The sequence below is a fragment of the Nocardia sp. NPDC059691 genome, assembly GCF_042733915.1.
Taxonomy (GTDB): domain Bacteria; phylum Actinomycetota; class Actinomycetes; order Mycobacteriales; family Mycobacteriaceae; genus Nocardia; species Nocardia sichangensis.
Genome location: NZ_JBHWFB010000012.1, coordinates 298668 through 318254 on the forward strand (window position 1 = coordinate 298668; position 19587 = coordinate 318254).

The 19587-nt window shown below is 68.3% G+C and carries 20 protein-coding genes; 10 read left to right on the plus strand and 10 right to left on the minus strand.

Features of this window, described 5'->3' with window-relative positions:
* Nucleotides 1-86: 86 nt before the first annotated feature.
* From ACFV2O_RS26480 to ACFV2O_RS26495, 4 genes are all read left to right on the plus strand, one after another.
* Nucleotides 87-1244 (plus strand): N-acetylglucosamine-6-phosphate deacetylase, encoded by a 1158-nt coding sequence (locus tag ACFV2O_RS26480; protein ID WP_379254074.1) that lies wholly within the window; start codon nt 87-89, stop codon nt 1242-1244.
* Nucleotides 1232-2194: a hexose kinase gene (locus tag ACFV2O_RS26485; protein WP_379254075.1), complete on the plus strand. Its 963-nt coding sequence runs from the start codon at nt 1232-1234 to the stop codon at nt 2192-2194. Before ACFV2O_RS26480 ends, ACFV2O_RS26485 begins: the two co-directional genes overlap by 13 nt.
* A gap of 243 nt (nt 2195-2437) precedes the next feature.
* Nucleotides 2438-3265, plus strand: coding sequence for a class II fructose-bisphosphate aldolase (locus ACFV2O_RS26490; protein WP_364424451.1), 828 nt, complete (start codon nt 2438-2440; stop codon nt 3263-3265).
* Nucleotides 3266-3363: 98 nt separating this feature from the next.
* Nucleotides 3364-4230: a DUF559 domain-containing protein gene (locus ACFV2O_RS26495; protein ID WP_379254076.1), complete on the plus strand. Its 867-nt coding sequence runs from the start codon at nt 3364-3366 to the stop codon at nt 4228-4230.
* 237 nt (nt 4231-4467) lie between these two features.
* Here ACFV2O_RS26495 and ACFV2O_RS26500 read toward each other — a convergent pair whose 3' ends face one another.
* Together ACFV2O_RS26500 and ACFV2O_RS26505 are read right to left on the minus strand one after the other, a co-directional pair.
* Nucleotides 4468-4665: a DUF397 domain-containing protein gene (locus tag ACFV2O_RS26500; RefSeq protein ID WP_379254077.1), complete on the minus strand. Its 198-nt coding sequence runs from the start codon at nt 4663-4665 to the stop codon at nt 4468-4470.
* Nucleotides 4662-5543: a DUF5753 domain-containing protein gene (locus tag ACFV2O_RS26505; RefSeq protein ID WP_379254078.1), complete on the minus strand. Its 882-nt coding sequence runs from the start codon at nt 5541-5543 to the stop codon at nt 4662-4664. Before ACFV2O_RS26505 ends, ACFV2O_RS26500 begins: the two co-directional genes overlap by 4 nt.
* A 130-nt stretch (nt 5544-5673) precedes the next feature.
* Here ACFV2O_RS26505 and ACFV2O_RS26510 point away from each other — a divergent pair, with 130 nt between their 5' ends.
* Both ACFV2O_RS26510 and ACFV2O_RS26515 read left to right on the plus strand, forming a co-directional pair.
* Nucleotides 5674-5976 (plus strand): hypothetical protein, encoded by a 303-nt coding sequence (locus tag ACFV2O_RS26510; RefSeq protein WP_379254079.1) that lies wholly within the window; start codon nt 5674-5676, stop codon nt 5974-5976.
* A 49-nt stretch (nt 5977-6025) separates the two neighbouring features.
* Nucleotides 6026-6466, plus strand: coding sequence for a DUF4254 domain-containing protein (locus ACFV2O_RS26515; protein ID WP_379254080.1), 441 nt, complete (start codon nt 6026-6028; stop codon nt 6464-6466).
* On the opposite strand, the gene ACFV2O_RS26520 is transcribed toward ACFV2O_RS26515, so the two are convergent.
* The 6 genes from ACFV2O_RS26520 to ACFV2O_RS26545 all read right to left on the minus strand — a co-directional run bounded on the left by ACFV2O_RS26520 (nt 6467) and on the right by ACFV2O_RS26545 (nt 11681).
* Nucleotides 6467-6751, minus strand: coding sequence for a DUF3349 domain-containing protein (locus ACFV2O_RS26520; protein WP_355071768.1), 285 nt, complete (start codon nt 6749-6751; stop codon nt 6467-6469).
* Between the two features lie 15 nt (nt 6752-6766).
* Complete coding sequence (locus ACFV2O_RS26525) at nt 6767-7102, minus strand: DUF3349 domain-containing protein (RefSeq protein WP_355071767.1); 336 nt, start codon at nt 7100-7102, stop codon at nt 6767-6769.
* An 11-nt stretch (nt 7103-7113) separates the two neighbouring features.
* On the minus strand, nt 7114-7392 hold the full coding sequence (locus ACFV2O_RS26530) for a hypothetical protein (RefSeq protein ID WP_355071765.1): 279 nt from the start codon (nt 7390-7392) through the stop codon (nt 7114-7116).
* Between the two features lie 11 nt (nt 7393-7403).
* Entirely contained in the window at nt 7404-8666 is a 1263-nt protein-coding gene (locus tag ACFV2O_RS26535; protein ID WP_379254081.1) for an anion permease, read from the minus strand.
* A gap of 90 nt (nt 8667-8756) precedes the next feature.
* Nucleotides 8757-10010, minus strand: a complete 1254-nt coding sequence (locus ACFV2O_RS26540) for a lipase family protein (RefSeq protein ID WP_379254082.1) — start codon at nt 10008-10010, stop codon at nt 8757-8759.
* 159 nt (nt 10011-10169) lie between these two features.
* Nucleotides 10170-11681 (minus strand): ATP-dependent DNA ligase, encoded by a 1512-nt coding sequence (locus tag ACFV2O_RS26545; protein ID WP_379254083.1) that lies wholly within the window; start codon nt 11679-11681, stop codon nt 10170-10172.
* A gap of 93 nt (nt 11682-11774) precedes the next feature.
* On the opposite strand from ACFV2O_RS26545, the gene ramB reads away from it, so the two are divergent.
* Nucleotides 11775-13181 carry an acetate metabolism transcriptional regulator RamB gene (gene ramB, locus ACFV2O_RS26550; protein WP_379254084.1) on the plus strand — a complete coding sequence of 469 codons (1407 nt, stop codon included), beginning with the start codon at nt 11775-11777 and terminating at the stop codon, nt 13179-13181.
* A 26-nt stretch (nt 13182-13207) separates the two neighbouring features.
* A complete protein-coding gene (locus ACFV2O_RS26555) occupies nt 13208-13492 on the plus strand; it encodes a hypothetical protein (RefSeq protein WP_379254085.1) in 285 nt (94 codons plus the stop codon).
* A 53-nt stretch (nt 13493-13545) separates the two neighbouring features.
* Here ACFV2O_RS26555 and ACFV2O_RS26560 read toward each other — a convergent pair whose 3' ends face one another.
* A complete protein-coding gene (locus tag ACFV2O_RS26560; protein ID WP_379254086.1) occupies nt 13546-14769 on the minus strand; it encodes an MFS transporter in 1224 nt (407 codons plus the stop codon).
* A 74-nt stretch (nt 14770-14843) separates the two neighbouring features.
* Here ACFV2O_RS26560 and ACFV2O_RS26565 point away from each other — a divergent pair, with 74 nt between their 5' ends.
* Entirely contained in the window at nt 14844-15689 is an 846-nt protein-coding gene (locus tag ACFV2O_RS26565; RefSeq protein WP_379254087.1) for a TetR/AcrR family transcriptional regulator, read from the plus strand.
* Nucleotides 15690-15702: 13 nt separating this feature from the next.
* Here ACFV2O_RS26565 and ACFV2O_RS26570 read toward each other — a convergent pair whose 3' ends face one another.
* Entirely contained in the window at nt 15703-17532 is a 1830-nt protein-coding gene (locus ACFV2O_RS26570; RefSeq protein WP_379254088.1) for an acyl-CoA dehydrogenase, read from the minus strand.
* Nucleotides 17533-17905: 373 nt separating this feature from the next.
* Here ACFV2O_RS26570 and urtA point away from each other — a divergent pair, with 373 nt between their 5' ends.
* A complete protein-coding gene (urtA, locus tag ACFV2O_RS26575) occupies nt 17906-19180 on the plus strand; it encodes an urea ABC transporter substrate-binding protein (RefSeq protein WP_379254089.1) in 1275 nt (424 codons plus the stop codon).
* The last annotated feature ends 407 nt before the right edge of the window (nt 19181-19587 follow it).

Sequence of the window (19587 nt, forward strand, 5' to 3'; positions counted from 1 at the left end):
GCGAACCGAGGCGCACCACAAACTTCAGCCAGCACAGTGGACATCCCTATCCAGCAGCCGGTCCGCGCGACCCGAGGGGCACTCGAATGACAGCACACACACAGCTCATCCGGGGGCGCATCGTCTCGGCGAGCGTCACGGTGGACGACGGCGTAGTGATGGTGTCCGGGGATCGGATCGACGCGGTGCGGTCGTTCGCGCAGTGGCGCGCGACGCATCGTGATTTACCTGAGCCGCCATTTTCGGGAACCGTGCTGCCGGGGCTTGTGGACATTCACAATCACGGCGGGTTCGGGTACCGGTTCGATACCGTGCGCGGTGAGCAGGCCCGCGCGGCGGCGCAATCGCACCATGCGCGCGGCTCGACCACCGTGGTGGCGAGCGTGGTCACCGGCCCCGCCGCGGAAATGGTGGCGCAGACCGCCACCTTGCGCGAACTCGCCGAGGAAGGCGCGCTCGGCGGTATCCACGTCGAGGGACCCTTCCTGTCCGAGGCGCGCTGCGGGGCGCAGGACCCGCGATATCTGTGCGACCCCGATCTCGGGTTGACCGACCGGCTGCTGGAAGCGGGTGGCGCGCACCTGCGCGCGATGACGCTCGCGCCGGAACGTCCCGGCTACGCGGCCGTCGCGCGGCGGCTGACCGACAACGGCGTGGTGGTCGCGCTCGGCCACAGCGACACCGACTACGCGTCGTTCCGGAACGCGCTGGCCCCCAAAGGATCAGGAAGCCTCGTGACGCACTTGGCGAACGGCATGCCACCGCTGCATCACCGGAACCCGGGCCCGGTCGCCGCGGCGCTGGCGGCCGCCGCGGGCGGTGACGTGACGGTGGAGCTGATCGGCGACGGCGTGCACGTGGATCCGGGCTTCGCCGCGCTGGTGTTCGCGACCGCGCCGGGGCGAGTCGCGCTGGTCACCGATGCCATGCAGGCCGCGGGACTCGGCGACGGCGAGTACCAGCTCGGTCCGCAGCCGGTGACGGTCCGTGCCGGCGTGGCGCGCATCGCCGACGGGTCGATCGCGGGCGGCGTCAGCACCCTGCTGGAATGCGTCGCGCGGGCCGTGCGCGACTCCGGCGTCCCGCTGCGCGCGGCGGTCCTGGCGGCCACCTCGGTTCCGGCCGCCGCGCTCGGGCTCGCCGACGTCGGTGACCTGCGGCCCGGCTATTTCGCCGACATATTGACAGTCCGTGACAATCTCCACTTGCGTGGGGTGCTCAGACGTGGACAGTGGTTGAAGTGATCCTCACCGTGACAATGAATCCCGCGTACGACATGACCTATCGCGTCGAACGCTTCGAACGCGGGCAGGCCCACCGAGTCCGGTCGGTGGAGCAGCGCATCGGCGGCAAGGGCATCAACGTGACCCGGGTGCTGAATCAGCTCGGCAAGTACGCCAGGGCCACCGGGTTCTCCGACCACGCCTTCGCGGCCGCCGCCGAACTGGAGATGCCGGTCGACTTCGTGCACGCGCTGCCCTGGGTGCGCCGCACCGTGGTGATCAGCGAATCCGAGGACGGCACGGCCACCGCGCTCTGGGAGCCGGGTGCGCGAGTCTCCAATCCGCATGCCGCCGAACAGTTGTCGGTCCGGGTGGCGGGACTGCTCCCGGAAATCGCCGGATTGGTCATCTCCGGGTCGCTGCCCGGCGGCATCGAACCATCCCTGCCCGCCGAGATCGCCCGCACCGCCATCGCGGCCGACGTGCCCACCATCTGCGACGTCGACGGCGAAGCGCTGCGCTTGGCCGCCCAGGTGCCCGGCATCGTGCTCACTCCGGACGAGACCGAATTACAGCGCCTCATCGGCACCCGGCCGACGACCGCCGACGACATCGTCATCGCCGCGAAGCCGCTGATCGACAACGGAGTGCGCGCCCTGATCGCGACCCGCGGTCCCGAGGGGATCGTCGCGGTGACCGCCGACGGCGCGTGGACCGGAGCGCTCGCCGAACCGCTCGCCGGAAATCCCACCGGCGCGGGCGATGCCGCGGTGGCGGCGGTGATCGCCGCCCTTTCCTCCGAATCGCGCCCGGACTGGGCCGCCCTGCTCGCCGACGTGGTCGCGACCTCCGCGGCCGCCGTGGTGGTTCCGGTGGCCGGCGAGATCGACCGCTCCCTGCGCACCCGCCTCACCCCGACCGTTCAGGTTCGGGAACTGGACATCTCCACACCGCAGAAGACTTCTCCATGACGGCCGAGCCGGTTCGCCGCTGCGCGCGAACGTGCGGAACGCTCCCGCGATGCGGGCGAGCCGGGCGATCCCGCGCCCCTGGTCGCTTACGCGGCTCGCATGGCGAACCACATGCCGCGTTCACCCGCCGACGACCTCGGCATGCGGCGAGCCGGTCACGGACGCACCAGCCGGTCCACAACGCATCCGGTCGCGCCTCCGCCGTAAACCCTGTACGCCGCTCGCCCTTGAAAGCACGCAACCATGCCGCTGACCTCGATACCGGATCTGATCGCCACGGCCCGCCCCGGCGGACTCGGCGCCTTCAACGTGATAACCCTCGAGCATGCCGAGGCGATCGCGGCCGCCGCGGAATCGGCGAGAAAGCCGGTGGTGCTGCAACTGTCGGAGAACACCGCGCGCCATCACCGCGGCATCGCCCCGCTGGCACTGGCCTGCCTGCGCATCGCCGCCGACAGTGAGGCCGCGATCGCGGTGCATCTCGACCACGCCACCAGCACCGAATTGATCCATGCCGCCGTCGATCTCGGCATCCGCTCGGTGATGTACGACGGCTCGGCCCTCGACTACGCCGACAACCGCGCCGCCACCGCCGCGATCACCGCTTGGTGCCACGAGCGCGGTGTGCACATCGAAGCCGAGCTCGGCGAGGTGGGCGGCAAGGACGGCGCCCACGCGCCCGGCGCACGCACCGATCCCGACGAGGCGGTCGAATTCGTGACCGCTACCGGCGTCGACGCACTCGCGGTCGCCGTCGGCTCCTCGCACGCCATGCACACCCGCACCGCCGAACTCGACAACGACCTCATCGCCCACTTGGCCGCGAAGGTCCCGGTCCCCCTGGTGCTGCACGGCTCATCCGGCGTCCCCGATCACGGCCTGCGCGCCGCCGTCGAACACGGCATGACGAAGATCAACATCGCCACCCGCCTCAACATCCGGATGACCGCCGCCATCCGCGCCCGCCTAGCGGCAGCCCCCGACCTCTCCGACCCACGCGAATACCTCACCCCCGCCCGCACCGCCATCCAGTCCGAAGTCGAACACTTCCTCCACCTCCTCGCCGGTTGACCGCCACGAGTGGCACACCATCGAGGCCTCCTCTCGCGTTTTGCCACAGCCATGTGCCACTCGCGAGATTTGTCGGGGGTGGTGGGGAGGATGGGGGTATGGGGGAGATCGGGGAGGTTTTTCCGGGGAGTTGGGCGGTACGCGCGGGGGTGGTAAGCGCTTGGGAGTTGCGGAAGGACTTCGAGCGTGTGTTTCCGGATGTTTATGTCCGGAAGGGGATTCGGCTGGATGCGCGGGGGCGCGCGCAGGCGGTCGCGCATTGGGTCAAGGGCACCGGGATTCTGGTCGGGTTCTCCGCGGCGGCTATGCATGGGACGCAGTGGCTGGACGATAAGCCCGCCGAGATCGCGCTGTCGACTCGTGCCCGGCCGCCACGGCACGTGCTGGTCTATCGGGACGCCATACCGGCGGACGAAGTATGCAGCGTCGGCGGATTCCGGTGCACCACACCGGCGCGGACCGCGTTCGACATGGCCCGACGCCTCGACTTCGACGAGGCGGTCGAAGTCGTCGACGCCCTATGCAACGCGACCCGGCTGACCACCGCGGACATCGAACGGCTGGCCGAACGGCACCCGCGCGCACGCGGCGCCACGAGCTTGCGCCGAGTTCTGCCCTACATCGACGGCGGCGCCGAGTCCATCCAGGAGACGCGTACGCGCTTGCTGCTGCGGCAAGCAGGACTGCCCGCGCCGGAAACCCAGATCCGTATCCATGGCCCGGACGGAATGACCCTCGCACGCCTCGACATGGGCTGGCGCAAATGGCGAGTCGCCGTCGAATACGACGGAGCCCACCACTGGACCGACCGCGACCAGCGCGCCTGGGACATCGACCGCAGCGCCGCACTGGAATCCCTCGGCTGGACCCTCATCCGAGTAAGCGCCGCCCTCCTGACCCACCGCCCCCGAACCATCACCGCCCGGGCCCTGGACGCCCTCCGCCGGCACGGCGCCGACATCTGACGAGTGGCACACCATCGAGAGGCCTTCTCGCGTTTTGCCGCAGCCATGTACCACTCGTGGACCTGAGCGGCCGGCGACGCATGCGAGGGGGCTGCGCCGCCGGCCGGTTCCAGTGGTGGGCAGGGCAGTTGCCCACCGGTGAAGCTGTCGATGGATCGCTTCGCATCGACGGGAACACTCTTCCGGATGGAGCTGTGTTATGGGTGTCGTGAACCTGAGAGTCTGCTGGGAGACGTGTCAGGTGAGGTCGGCGGTGCGGATCGCGGAGGTGAATCCCGCCCACTGTGTCGGCGTGAACGCCAGCGTGGGCGACGCGTCCGATGGACCCTCGAACTTGCTGTCCCGAACCAGGACCCGACCACCGTCGAAGCACACTTCTACGCAGGTCTGGCTGTCATTGGAATACGAGGATTTGAACCACCCGGTACCGCTCACTCGATCGACTGTAATTCAGCAGCGGTCGCGCGGATGAGCGTCAGGGACTCGTCTCGGGACAGCGCGGTTGTTCGCGCCCGCTCGAACACGAAACCCAGGTCGCGCACTTTGGTTTCCTTTCGGCTCTCGTCATCGACGATGATCTGGCCGAATACCGCCGATTCATGCCACGCGAGCGTCGGCAATCGCGGACTGGCGAAGTCGAGGAGATGGTAGGTGGAGCTCGCCGGGACACTGTCTGCGGCAGTGAACGGAATGACCTGTAGTTCGACGCACTCGTCATGCGACTCGAGGACGTCGGCCAGATGGATCAGTTGACGCCGCAGTACGTCCGGTCCCCCGATCTGCTGCCGGAGCGCCGCCTCGCCGACAACCACCCGCAGCGAAACAGGACTCTCCCCCGTCAGCCGTCGCTGCCGATGCAACCTCGCTTCGACACGCTGATCGACTTCGATCGCCCGCACTGTCGCTCCCGACGAAAGCATCAGTGCCCGAATGTATTCCTCGCCTTGTAGCAGGCCCGGCATCATGAGGCTCTCATACGTCCGGATCGATTCGGCGCCCCACTCCATTCCGTAGTAACGGAGGATGTCTTCCCCGAACAGTGCGGAATAGCGGCTCCACCAGCCGCGGCCTCTCGCGGCTTCCCTGAGGGCGAGCAGTTCACGCTGTTCGTCGGCATCGATCTCGAGGATGCTCAGTAGCCGTTCCAGTTTGTCCTTGGGGAGCAGGTTGCGCTCGTTTTCGATGTGCGACCAGTACGCGGCCGAGACATCGAGCGCTCTGGTGATCGACGCGGCACCGATACCCAGCTCCAGCCGTCGCTGCCGGAGCCGGAGCGCGAGCTCCCAACGCGCAACCGCAGGTGACAGCGCCATGTCAGCACGATACAGCGGACAATGCCGCGCAATCACTTTCGTAAAGTGAGTTGTATAGTTTACGATTCGAGTGTTGCGCATCACAGCGGGGGCTTTCGACAGAACCCGCTCCGGCGGGGAGGGGGTTCTGATGTCCGTGCACGTCGTCGACCGCAGGTGGATCGTGAGCGATCGGACGCCGCATCAGGCGCGGCGGGTCAGTGACGACGCGTGGGTGGTGTCCTATCTGCGTGGCCGGATGGTGAACACCGAGCAGGCGACGGCGGCTATCCAAGCGGCGGAGATGGTTTCGCTGACGGAGGAGTTGGTGCGCCCCGTCGGGCTCACCGCGCTGGAAGCGGTCGGCCTCGTCGTCCTCGAATCGCCGTGGGACACCGCGCCGTTGCGCACTCGGTTCAGATTGCCGCGTCCGGGCGGGCGGCATCGCCGATGATCCTTCAGGTGACGCCCGGCGCGAAAATTCGATCCAGGGGGTTGACGCAGTGGAACCGCTGCCCACCAAAGAGCTCGTCCTGAAGGCTTGCCGCATCGCGCCGCATCGCGCCCACCCAGTCCTGGAGTCGGCTCACCTACTCGCGGGATTACACCAGCGCCGCCTGCGCTGTGCACCGGGCGGGACGAACGAGATCGACCAGCACCGCGCCCGCCTCGTGCTCGTCATCGACCGCTGGGTCGCCACCGAGACGTCACCGCCGCACGGCGGCGCACACATGCACACCGAAACCGTGGGCATGGTGGTCGATCGGCTCGCGCAGTTCTCCGCCAGCGCGTACGACATCCTCTCCGGCGCGCCGGAATGGGCCGTGCACAACGCCTGGGAGCGCGTCGCCGAACTGTCGCTGGGCTATGAAGATCTCGCCTACGAGGTCGCGGCGGGCGTGCGCCGCCTCCCCTATCTCAGCGGCCCGCGCGAATACCCGTGATCAGTCCTCGCCCGGCCACGCATTGGCCTCGACCCGGGCGCGCACCCGCGCCACGTCGGCTTCGGACGGCATGTCGTTGGTGATCTTGGTGATCATCACCTGGATGTCGGTCTGGTCGATGTCCGCGCCGCCGGAGCCGGCCAGCTCGGCGGCGATCCGGGCCACCTCCGCGTCGGACAGGCGGCGGCGCAGCAGGGCGAGCAGCGGGATGTAGTCGGCTTCCGGGACCCCGTCCGGGTATCCCACCCGCAGCCAGCTGATGATCGCGTGCAGGAAGGGAGGCATCGGCGGCGGCTCGGGTCAGTCGGAATCGGCGGGCGGATCGGCCAGCGGCCAGCCGCCGGCGGCCAGATGGGACGCGACGCGAGCCACGTCATGCTCGTCCGGCTGCTCCTTGGCGAGCCGCGCGATGGCCTCCTCGATCTCGGTGTGCGTGATCTCGCTGCCCGAGTTCGAAGCGACCAGTTCCTCGGCGATCGCGACCACCTCGTAGTCGGTGAGGTGCCGGTGCAGCACGGCGAACAACGCCACGTAGTCCGACTGCGGCACGCCCTGCGGGTAGCCCGCGCGCAGCCAGCCCACGACTTTGCCGAGCAGTTTCGGCCGAACCGGGGCTGGTTTCACTGGATCGGTCACGCTGGCACTCCTTACGCCTGCCCGAACAGATGGATGCCGAATTTGGCCGCCAGGAACGCCTTCGCCGTGTACAGGATGCCGGTGACGATCGCAACGACGACCAGCACGAAGCACGCAAGCGCGACCGCGAGGGCCGGATAGTTACGCCGCACCGTGCCCGCGTCGGTGGTCGCGGTCATCGACCAGAACCGCACCCCGATCGCGAAGATCATCGGCAGACCGGCACCCAGCACCAGCCCGGCCACGATGACTTTCCACAGGGCGTTCAGATTGGTGACGAGAGTGTGCACGCCTGGTCCTCCTACACCTGGGCGGAGCGGTTCGAGTCCGCCGACGTGGTCCGGCCGCCCGCAGGCCGCACGGTCCGATCGCTTGTGGGCGGTGCGGCTTGATCGTCCGTGACCGGCGTGACCGCGGACGGGTCGGCCCCCTCGCCCGGCCACTCGTTGACGTTGCCGGTGTGCACCGGATCGCGCCGCGACCGCAGGTACATCAGCGTCGACAACCCGACCAGCAGGGCGAAGACCACCAGCACCCCGGCCAGTCCGCCGATGACGTGGGCGATGCCCCAGCAGATCGCCCCGGCGACCGCCGCCAGCGGCAACGTGAGCAGCCATGCGACCACCATGCGCCCCATCACGGCCCAGCGCACCTCGGCGCCCTTGCCCAGGCCGGTGCCGAGGATGGAGCCGGTCGCGGTCTGCGTGGTGGACAGCGGTAACCCGAAGTGGGCGGAGGTCAGGATGATCGCGGCCGAGGCGGATTCCGCCGCGAGCCCCTGGGGCGAGTCGATCTCGACCAAGCCCTTGCCAAGCGTCCGGATGATCCGCCAGCCGCCGAGGTAGGTGCCCGCCGCGATGGCGAGGGCGCACGCGGCCATCACCCACAGCGGCAGGTCGTCGTCCTTGGTGAGGGTCCCGTGCGCCACGAGCGCGAGGAAGATCACGCCCATCGTCTTCTGCGCGTCGTTCGTGCCGTGCGCCAGCGAGACCAGCGAGGCGGAGCCGATCTGGCCCCAGCGGAATCCCTCGGTGACCTTGTCCTCCTCGGCGTCACGCGTGATCCGGTACACCAGCCACGTGCCGATCGCCGAGATCAGCGCGGCGACGATGGGCGCGAGCACCGCGGGCAGGATGATCTTGGTGACCACGCCGTCCGACCCGGACGCCCAGATCACCCCGCTCCAGCCGAGCGCGGCCAGCGTCGCCCCGATCAGACCGCCGAACAGCGCGTGCGACGAACTCGACGGCAGGCCGAACAGCCAGGTGAGCAGATTCCACAGGATTCCGCCGACGAGGCCGGCGAACACGATGACGATCAGGTCCTGGCCTCCGACGGCGTCGAGTCGCACGATGCCCTTCGCCACGGTGGCGGCGACGGCCACCGACAGGAACGCGCCGACCAGGTTCAGCGCCGCCGAGAGCGCGACCGCCACCCGCGGCCGGAGCGCGCCGGTGGCGATCGAGGTCGCCATCGCGTTGGCGGTGTCGTGGAAGCCGTTGGTGAAATCGAATGCGAGCGCCGTGACGATGACGATCAGGAGAACCAGTAATTCGACGGTCACGCCTCCAGTGTGCTGCACCCCCGGACGGCACAGTCATGCCGGTTACCGGAACTTCGTCCGGCCTCCGTGCACTAGTCTGATCCGTCCTGGTCAGCCGGTCCGGGTGCAGTGTGGGGCGACGGGCCGACCGGCGAACCGGTCATCGATCCACGAGTTGGCGCCGGGGATGCCGCTGAGTCCGACGAGGAAGTGCTCGCCGAAATGGACCTGGAAATCCACCTGCGTTCCGGCGCCACACCAGTCCGCGTAGAGCTTCTCCGCACCGGCCAGCGGCACCCACGGATCGTGCGTGGCGTGATACAGGAACACCGGCACCGTCGGCGCGCTCGCACCCAGCCGATTGGCGGCCAGGATCTCCCTGACCATCGGCAGGTCGGTGGGCGCGGCGGCATGGGTGAGCGCCTGCACCGGAATGGGCGCCAGGGCGCCGCCGAATTCCTCCGCGGTCATGCACAGGTCCTTGCCGACCTGAGCCAGCCGCCAGCCGTCGTCGTTCATCAGGCCGAGCAGCTCGGGATACTCCCGCGCCAGTCCGAGAGTGGCGGCCAGGAAGACTCCGGACGCGGCGTTGCGTCCGTTCATGGTGGACAGCAGCATGTCGAAGTCGGCGGGGACACCGCCGAACGCCGCACCCACCAGATTCAGCTCGGGCGCGTATCGCGGGGCCAGTTGTGCGGCCCATCCGCTGGCGATGGCGCCGCCGGAGTATCCGGTGACCACGGTCGGCGCTTCCGGTCGCAACCCGAACTCCGGCGTGTTCACCACCGCCCGGATCGAGTCGAGCACCGCGTGCCCGGCCATCAGTCCCGCCGCGTACGCCTGCCGCGGGCCCTGATGGTCGGGCACGAGCACGGCGTAGCCCTTGGACAGCGGAATCTGGGCGGCCCAGAACTCGGCTGTCGGCTCGTTCCTGAGTTTGTAGGACGGTGCGCACCGATGCCCGAGCGAGTCGATCGCGGCATTGAACGACAGCACCGGACGCGGCCCCGGTCCGGTCCACGGGGCCTGCGGCACGAGCAATGTCGCGACCACAGGCACCGGCAGGTCCTTCGAATCGGTGGACCGGATCAACAGTTCGGTCGACCGCAACGGGAACGCGGTCAGGCCCGTTCCGCCCGCACGGGACGCGAGAATCGCTCCCGGAGGCAGGCTCTCGAAGCCCGGCGGCGGCGTGTAGAAGGGATCGTCCAGCGGCGTGGGCAGGATTCCCGGATACTCGCGCGACGGCGTGAGGAACTGCTCGATCGGATTCGCCCGCACGGGCGTACCGACCGCACTCACCGCCAAGGCGCCCAGGAGTGCCGCCAACAGCAGGACATACCGTCCGCACAGCGATTTCCGCATCATCCCACCCGCCCGCCGATTCCTTGTCCGGAAGCACGAACCGGCCGGACCACTGAATTGTGGGGGCCATCCGGAACCTTGCGCTGCCCATACTTACAGTGGCTCGACGTGCTCGGCACGCCCGACACGCGCCCGGCGCGGGAGCGACCGCGCTTCACATCACGGAAGTAGCGCCCGAATGGTATCGATGGTGTCCGCGTCGGCGGGTTCTTTGTCGGGGCGATACCGCACCACACGAGCGAAACGCAGAGCGACACCGCCGGGGTAGCGGGAACTGACCTGCACGCCGTCCAGCGCGATCTCGACGACGAGTTCCGGCCACAGGTACACGGTGTGCTGATCGCGCGAGCGCTCGTGGCGGGGGAATTCGTCGGTCTGCCACCGCAACAGCGCGTCGGTGAGTCCTTTGAAGGTCTTGCCCACCATGACCGGCTCCCCGCCCTCCGGGTCGCGCGCGCCGAGATGGAGGTTCGACAGATAGCCCGTGCGGCGGCCGTAGCCCCATTCCGCGCCGAGCACGACCAGGTCGAGGGTGTGCGTCGGCTTGATCTTCTGCCAGGCCCGGCCCCGCCTGCCCGCCGCGTACGGCGCGGTCAACGACTTGACCATGACGCCCTCGTGCCCCGCTGCCAGCGCGGCGTCGAAGTATTCCGCGGCCGCATCGGCATCCGGCCGCAGCATCGCCGGGATGGTGTGCTCGGCGGCCACCTTCGTCAGCGCGGCGCGCCGCTCGGACAGCGGAGCGTCGAGCAGGTCCTGCCCGTCCAGGTGCAGACAGTCGAAGAAGTACGGATGCAGCAGCAGCTCCCTGGTGGAGCTCATCTCGGCGAACCGGCTCATGGTCTCCTGGAACGGACGCGGCCGTCCGGCGTCGGTGAGCGCCAGCGTCTCCCCGTCCAGCACGACGCTCGTGCAGTCCAGGCCCGCGACCAGCTCGACGAGTTCCGGAACGCCGGCGGTGATCTCGCGCAGCGTCCTGGTGAAGATCCGGACCCGGTCGCCGTCCCGGTGCACCTGAATGCGCGCGCCGTCCAGTTTGTGCTCGACGCTCACCTCGCCCTGGAACTCGATCAGCGCCTCGTCCAGCGTCGCACCGGGCGAGGCGAGCATGGGCTGGATCGGACGGCCGACTTCGAGCCGGAACTCCGCGAGCGCCGCGGCGCCGCCGGTGAGCGCCGCGACGGCGGTGACCGGCAGGCGGCCCGACAACATGTATGCCCGACGCACCGCATCGGGCGGCACGTCCGCGGCGACCGCCACGGCTTCGGCGACCAGGGCGGTGAGCGCTCCTTGGCGCAGTTCCCCGGTGAGCAGGCGCACCAGGAAGCCCTGCTCGTTCGCCGTCGCCGCGGACCACAGCGCCGCGAGCAGCTCCTTGCGCCTGGCCGCGGAACCGGCGCCGGAGACAACGGCCAGCTCGCTGAGCGCCGCGTGCACCGCCGACACGGTCAGCGTGGGCACCGGCGCGGGCGCGTGGTCGAGCGTGGTGAGCGTGCGCCACCCCGTACCGATCCGCCCCTGCGCCAGTTCGCCGGACGCCCAGGCGACCACGGGCACGAGCTCCTCCGGCGCGGCCGCGGTCAGCAGCGCGGCGAGCGTCGCGATCTTCGTCTTGCGTGACCTGGTCGCCCGCACGGTCTCCGAGGCCAGCACGACATCCGAGAACAACACCTTGCCGACGGTAGCCGCCGGGTACGACACCTGTCTGCGAGGAGTGTTAATCGAAAATTGGCACGGATGCGAAAGCAGCCATAAACTGGACGCATGGCCAAGACTTACGTCGGCGCTCGGCTGCGTCAACTGCGGACCGAACGCGGACTGAGCCAGGTCTCGCTGGCCCAGCAGCTGGAGATCTCGGCGAGTTACCTGAACCAGATCGAGCACGACGTGCGCCCGCTCACCGTGCCGGTGTTGCTGAGGATCAGTGACGTGTTCGGCGTCGACACGACCTTCTTCTCCGCTCAGGACGACACCCGGCTCATCGCGGAACTGCAAGAGGTCGTGATGGACGAGGAGCTGGGCATCGAGGCCGACGCGCAGGAGATCGCGGACATCGTCTCGGCGCACCCGAGCATGGCCCGCGCGCTGGTCAACATGCACAACCGCTACCGCAACACTTCCGCCCAGCTGGCCGCCGCCACCGAGGACCGGTTCGCCGACGGCGCGGGCAGCGGCGCGATCAGCAAGCCGCACGAGGAGGTGCGCGACTACTTCTACCAACGCCAGAACTACATCCACGAGCTGGACACCGCCGCCGAGGATCTCACCGCCCGCATCCGTTTCCACGGCGGCGACGTGAACAGCGAGATCGCCAGGATCCTGCGCGCCCACGACGTACGGATCATCGAGCGCATCGACCTCGGCGAAGGCGTGCTGCACCGCTACGACCCGCAGACCCGCACCCTGGAGATCGCGCCGCACCTGTCCGGCGGGCAACGAACCTTCAAACTGGCCGCCGAGCTGGCCTACTTCGAGTGCGGCGAGCTGCTGGAGAAGCTGGTCGAGGAAGGCAATTTCGCCTCCGAGGACGCCCGCAAGCTGGCCATGCTTGGGCTGGCCAACTACTTCGCCGCGGCAACGGTGCTGCCGTACACGCATTTCCACGAGGTCGCCGAGGACTTCCGCTACGACATCGAGCGGCTGTCGGCGTTCTTCACGCAGAGCTACGAGACCATCTGCCACCGGCTTTCCACGCTGCAACGGCCGTCGCTGCGCGGCGTGCCGTTCTCGTTCGTGCGGGTGGACCGTGCGGGCAACATGTCCAAGCGCCAGTCCGCCACCGGTTTCCACTTCTCCGCCAGCGGCGGCACGTGCCCGCTGTGGAACGTCTACGAGACCTTCGCCTACCCGGGCAAGATCATGACCCAGATCGCGCAGATGCCCGACGGCCGCAAATACCTCTGGGTGGCGCGCACGGTGGAACGCCGCGCCACCCGCTTCGGCCAGCCGAGCAAGACCTTCGCCATCGGTCTCGGCTGCGAATTGCGGCACGCGGCCCGCGTGATCTACGCCGATGGCATCGATCTCGATGAAGTGCAGCCGACGCCGATCGGTGCGGGCTGCCGAGTCTGCGAACGCGCCAATTGCCCGCAGCGCGCCTTCCCGCCCCTGGGCAAAGTGCTCGACATCAGCGAACACCGCAGCTCCGTATCGCCGTACGTGCTGAAGTAGTCCCACCGGTTCCGTAGGTTGTCGCTATGGCCGGTGATTCGCGGTACCCCATGCCCGCGTCGATCGTGCTGATCGCGACGCCGGAAGGTTGGCGGCACAGCGTCCTGGACACGCGGGGCGGGATGCTCTGCGGTCGGCTGGCGCAGATCGCCGCTGACGCCGCACCGGAGCAGGCGCGCGCCGCGGCGGTCGCGATGCTGCGCGACGTGGCCCGGGAATATCACGACACCGAAATCGAAGTGATCTGGAATGGTCCGGAGCCCGAAGAAATGCTGACAGCTCAGGTGATTTCGTTGCGGCACCGTCCCTGAACGAACATCCGGCCGGTATCGGAGCACCGATACCGGCCGGACATCCTGTTCGCTCAGGCGGCCGTCGACCTCCGCATGCGGAGACCGATCCCCGTCATACCCAGTGCGGTGACGAGCAACAGGGCCAGCGTCCAGGCGAGGGTCGCGAAGCCGTGGGGCGCCGCGGCGGCGGCGACCAGCGGGCCGATGGTCGCGCCCACGTAGAAGGAGAACATCGCGACGGACATTGCGGCCGCGCGGGATTCGCCGCCCAGTTCACCCGCGCTCTGCAGCACGGCCGGCGCGATGATGCCCAGTCCGCCGACCAGAACGGCGAGCAGCACGGCCAGCACGGCCGGGTGAGTTCCCTCGAAGGTCGCGACCACCATCGCCGCGGCGGCGATCAGTACGCCCAGCGCGATCTGACCGTGCTTGGACAGCCGGGCCAGCGGCACCGCGAGCAGGGGAAGCGCCACCATCACCGGCAGCGCGCCTGCACGCAGCGCGAGCAGTTCGCCCGCGCCTCGAACCACTCCGGTCAGTTCGAGGCCGGTGTACACCCCGACCATCACCGCCATGCTCATCGCGCCCGCGATCAGCATCGGCACCAGCGCCCGGATGCGCAGCACCGCCGGAATGGCGGCGTAGCTGTGCCGCAGCGGCTTGTCCCGGCCGGTGGGCGCGTCGGCCAGCAGCGCGGACCGCAACACCAGCGCGAGCACGGCGAAAGCGACCGCGGAGGCGACGAACACGGTGCGCCATGGCAATGCGGCCACCATCCACTGCGACACGATCTGCGCGACCACCGTCGCCGCGAGGAACGACGTGGCCACGGACATGGTGGCCACGGCACGGTGTGCGGGAGCGATGCGGGTCGCCACGTAGGCCATGATCGCGGGTGGGATCGAGCCCACCACCAGCCCCTGCGCCACCCGCAGGCCGACGGCCAGTGGAGCGCTGAACGCCAAACCGGTCAACAGTGTGACCGCTGCGGCCACCAGCATCCCGGTGACGAGCACCCGGCGGTGACCATAGCGATCCGACAGCGGCCCGAACAGGACGAAGCCGCCGGCGTAGCCGAAGGCGAACGCGCTGATGATCCAGGTCATCACGGCGGGACCGACGCTCCAGTCGGCCCGCATAGCGGTGAAAAGTGGGATCGGAACGTACATCTGGCCGGTCGCCAGCAGTGCGGACAAGACGAAGAAGGGCAGGGTGCGCCCGGTGTGGGCACGCGACGATACGACTCGGGTGCGCGTCCGGACCGGAGCCACGGACTGAAGAGTTGGCATTGCCATGGGTCGAAGGTAGGCCTTGGCGAGCCGCGTTGTCAACCAAATAGTTGGTTTAATGGAATGGTAAAGTGTCCGTCATGACCGCCACGATGAAACGCAGTGACGCGACCAGGCAGGCCCTGTTGCGCGCCGCCCGCGACGAGTTCGCGCAGCACGGGCTGGCCGGCGCGCGGGTCGACCGGATCGCGGACGCGGCGGGTGTCAACAAGGAACGCATCTACGGACTGTTCGGCAGCAAGGACAAGCTGTTCGACGTCATCCTGATCGACACCCTGCGCGAGTTCATCGACGTGGTGAAGCCGCTGGCCGACACCGAACCCGGCGCGTACGTCGGCAAGCTGTACGACTACCACCGGGACAACCCCCAGCTACTGCGCCTGATGCTCTGGGAGGCACTGCATCGCGGCGCCGACGCGCACGACATAGACGGCTGGCGCGCCGCGCACTACGTGCGCAAATTCGATCGCGCGCAGGAACAGTTCGACGTGGACTCCGCGAACGCGGGCCGCCTGCTGCTTGCCCTGTGCGGCCTGGCCAATTGGTCACTCGCCGTTCCGCAGACCACCAAACTGCTGCTCGGCGAGGCCGCCGCGGAGGATGGGAACGCCACCCGCGCGTTCCTGATGGAGTTCGCCAGAGCGGCGATGCGCCGCGACACGGCCGCCGGCGAACGGGAAGCACGCCTGCCCGAGGTCGAGCTGGTCAACGACTTGACCGCCGACGACGAGCCGTCCGGAGTCGACCGAGCCGCCCAGCGTCTCCGCGACGCCCAAGCCGCCGCCGACGCCGCCCGCGAAGAACTCGCTATCGCCCTACGCGCCGCCCACGCCGCGGGCGCGAGCGCCAACCACCTCGCCCGTCAGGTCTCCGGCACCCTGTCCCGTCCCGTGGTGCTCAGACTCCTGTCCCAGCCCGAACCCTGAACCCGCCGCGCCTCTAGAACGCACTTTCTTCGAGGTTCATGATGTCGTTGTCCAACGTCGCGACGATTCCGCGCACCGCGCTCAGCGTCGGCAGCGCGTTCTTGACGAAAAAGCTCGCGACGGCGACCTTTCCGGCGTAGAAAGCGCGGTCCTTCTCCGGTGCGTCGGCGGCCAGCGCGGCGGCCGCGATCTCCGCCTGGACCAGCAGCCGCCAGCCGATGAGCAGATCGCCGACCGCCAGCAGGAAACGCACCGAACCCAGACCCACCTTGTACAACTCGGTGGGCTGCTGCTGGGCGGCCATCAGGAAGCCGGTGAGCGAGGCGGCCATGGCCTGTACGTCCTCGGCGGCCGTGCGCAGTAGTTCGCGTTCGGTGTCGAACCGCCCGGTCTTGGCGTCCAGGAACGCCGCGATCCGCGCGTTGACGTGGCCGAGCGCCACACCTTGGTCGCGAATGACCTTGCGGAAGAAGAAGTCCTGCGCCTGGATGGCGGTGGTGCCCTCGTACAGCGAGTCGATCTTCGCGTCCCGGATGTACTGCTCGATCGGGTAGTCCTGGAGATAACCGGATCCACCCAAGGTCTGCAACGATTCCGTCAGGTACTGGTAGGCCCGCTCCGAACCGACTCCTTTGACGATCGGCAGCAGCAGATCGCTCACCCGGTGCGCCAGCTCGGGGTCGGCGCCCGAAACGAGCTGCGCCACATCGGCGTTCTGATGGGCGGCGGTGTACAGATACACCGCCCGCAAACCCTCCGCGTACGCCTTCTGCATGGCCAGCGAACGTCGGACGTCCGGGTGCTGGGTGATGGCCACACGCGGCGCGGCCTTGTCGGTCATCTGCGTCAGATCCGCGCCCTGGACGCGCTCCTTGGCGTAGGCCAGCGCGTTGAGGTAACCGGTCGACAGGGTGCCGGAGGATTTGACGCCGACCATCATGCGCGCGTTCTCGATCACCTGGAACATCTGCGCGATGCCGTTGTGCACGTCACCGACCAGCCAGCCCTTGGCGGGCGTGCCGTGGCCACCGAAGGTCAACTCGCAGGTGGGCGAGGACTTCAGGCCCATCTTGTGCTCGACCCCGGTGACGTACACGCCGTTGCGGTCGCCGAGTGCCAAAGTCTCGGGGTCGAAGAGGAACTTGGGCACGTAGAACAGCGACAGCCCCTTGGTGCCCGGCCCAGCGCCCTCGGGACGGGCCAGCACCAGATGGAAGACGTTCTCGGCGGTGTCGCCGACTTCCGCGCCGGAGATGAAGCGCTTGACACCCTCGATGTGCCAGGAGCCGTCCTCTTGCCGGATCGCTTTGGTGCGACCGGCTCCGACGTCGGAACCGGCGTCGGGCTCGGTCAGCACCATGGTGCCCTGCCAGCCCTTTTCGAAACCAAGCGTCGCCCAGTGCCGCTGCTGCTCGGTGCCGACCTCGAACAGCACGGACGACATGACCGGGCCCATGTTGAAGAACGACGCCGACGGATTGGCGCAGGTGATCATCTCGGCGACCGACCAGACCAGCGTGGCGGGGGCCGGGGTGCCGCCCATGCCCTCCGGCATGCCGAGCCTGCTCCAGTCCGCGTCGCGCACGGCGGCGACGGTCCTACGGAGCGGCTCCGGAACAGAGATCGAGAAAGTGGCGGCGTCGTAGACGACCGGATCACGGTCGACCGCCGCGAAGGAGTCCGCTACCGGCCCCTCGGCCAAGCGCTTCACCTCGGACAGGATCTCCCGGACGGTGTCGGAATCGAGGTCGCCGTAGGCCCCGGTATCGAGCAGCTTGTCCAGCTCGAGGACTTCGAACAGGTTGAACTCGATATCCCTCAGGTTCGCCTTGTAGTGGCCCACCTGGTCCTCCTCGACTCGAGTCCGCGGCCCGCCGCCGCGGCATGGGACGGTTCAGACGTCGTACGAATCGAAGCGTGCCGTATCGCGGCGACGCTACGCAACCGTAGCCACATCCGCCCCGGCCAGCGGGTTTGCCGGGATCTCACAACTGTTCACCATCCGTTCACAGGAAAGGTTCACATCGGCGAAACAGACGAAACGGACTTGTCATCGAGAGATATTCCGGCGCAACAACTCCTGTCTACCGTTCCTTCACGAATACAGCCGTTGTATACAGCCCCGTCTACAGCCGTGAGCGGGGCGAAGACGGCGGTGTTCGACGCGGCGTCCTGCCGACGCCGCCGCGATACCTGATGAGGAAAGGGCTCGCCCCATGCCAAGTTTCCGTGCCACCCATCGCTCCGGGCGTTTGGTTCGAGCGATGGCGGTACCCACCGCGGTCGCGCTCGCCGGCCTGTTGCTGACCGCCTGCGGCGCGAAGGACGACGCCTCGACCACCGGCTCGGGCGCCGCGTCCTGCGTCGACACGTCGAAGGACACGATCAAGGTCGGTTCACTGCACTCCCTGTCCGGCACGATGGCCATCTCCGAGGTCACCGTCGCCAACTCGACCAAGCTCGCGGTCGACCAGATCAACGCCGCGGGCGGCGTGCTCGGCAAGAAGATCGACCTGGTGCTCGAGGACGGCGCCTCGGACCCGAAGACCTTCGCGGAGAAGGCCGAGAAGCTGATCAGCTTCGACTGCGTCGCCGCGGTGTTCGGTGGCTGGACCTCATCGAGCCGCAAGGCGATGAAGCCGAAGTTCGAGAGCCTGAACTCGCTGCTCTACTACCCGGTGCAGTACGAGGGCCTGGAGGACAGCAAGAACATCTTCTACACCGGCGCCACCACCAACCAGCAGATCGTCCCGGCCCTGGACTACTTGAAGCAGAAGGGCATCACCTCCCTCTACCTGGTGGGCAGTGACTACGTCTTCCCGCAGACCGCCAATCGCGAGATCAAGGCGTACGCCGCCGCCAACGGCATCGAGATCAAGGGCGAGGACTACACCCCGCTCGGCTCCACCGATTTCTCCACCATCGTGAACAAGGTTCGCGCCGCGAAGGCGGGCGCGGTGTTCAACACCCTCAACGGTGATTCCAACGTCGCGTTCTTCCGCGAGTACACCAACGCGGGCCTGAAAGCCGCCGAGATGCCGGTGGTCTCGGTCTCGATCGCCGAAGAGGAAGTGGCGGGCATCGGCGCGCAGAACATCGCCGGCCAGCTCACCGCGTGGAACTACTACCAGACCGTCGACAGCCCGGTGAACCGGAAGTTCGTCGCCGACTACAAGGCCGCCTTCGGCGCCGACAAGCCGACCTCGGACCCGATGGAAGCCGCCTACGCGTCGGTCTACCTGTGGAAGAACACCGTCGAGAAGGCGAAGTCGTTCAAGGTCGAGGACATCCAGGCCGCCGCCGACGGCGTGACGTTCGACGCGCCCGAGGGCCTGGTCACCATCAACGGCGCCAACCACCACATCACCAAGACCGCCCGTATCGGCGAGATCCGCCCCGACGGACTGATCTACACCGTGTGGGACTCCGGCAAGGCCGTGACGCCGGACCCCTACCTGAAGTCCTACGACTGGGCCAAGGGCCTGAAGTAGTCCGCGGCTGTCCGCGGCCCAGCTACCGGTGCCCGCCCGGCGACACAGTCGCGACGGCGGTCACGCGGAGTGCGTAATGAGGGGGGCCGCGGACAGCATCGGACCGGCGCAGGCATCGCAGGCCCTGCGGCAAATAGCCGCATGGCACGGCCACCGATTCCACGCATGCCACTTTCGGCGCAGCTTCGGTTCCTGCTCATAAGCGCTGAACGCTACACAGCGCCAGCCACGGAGGTGAGCGAAAGAGCTACTAGGCGAACGTCAGGTCCTCCGGCCCGCACCGAACGCGCCCAGCGCACCTCAGCTCCAGGTTTCGAGCGAAGCGAGACCGAGCATGCGCCGTTCGCGGCCCGGCTCGCGTTTGCGCGGCCGCCGCGTACGCGACGAAGGAGCAAGCGGCGGTCGCG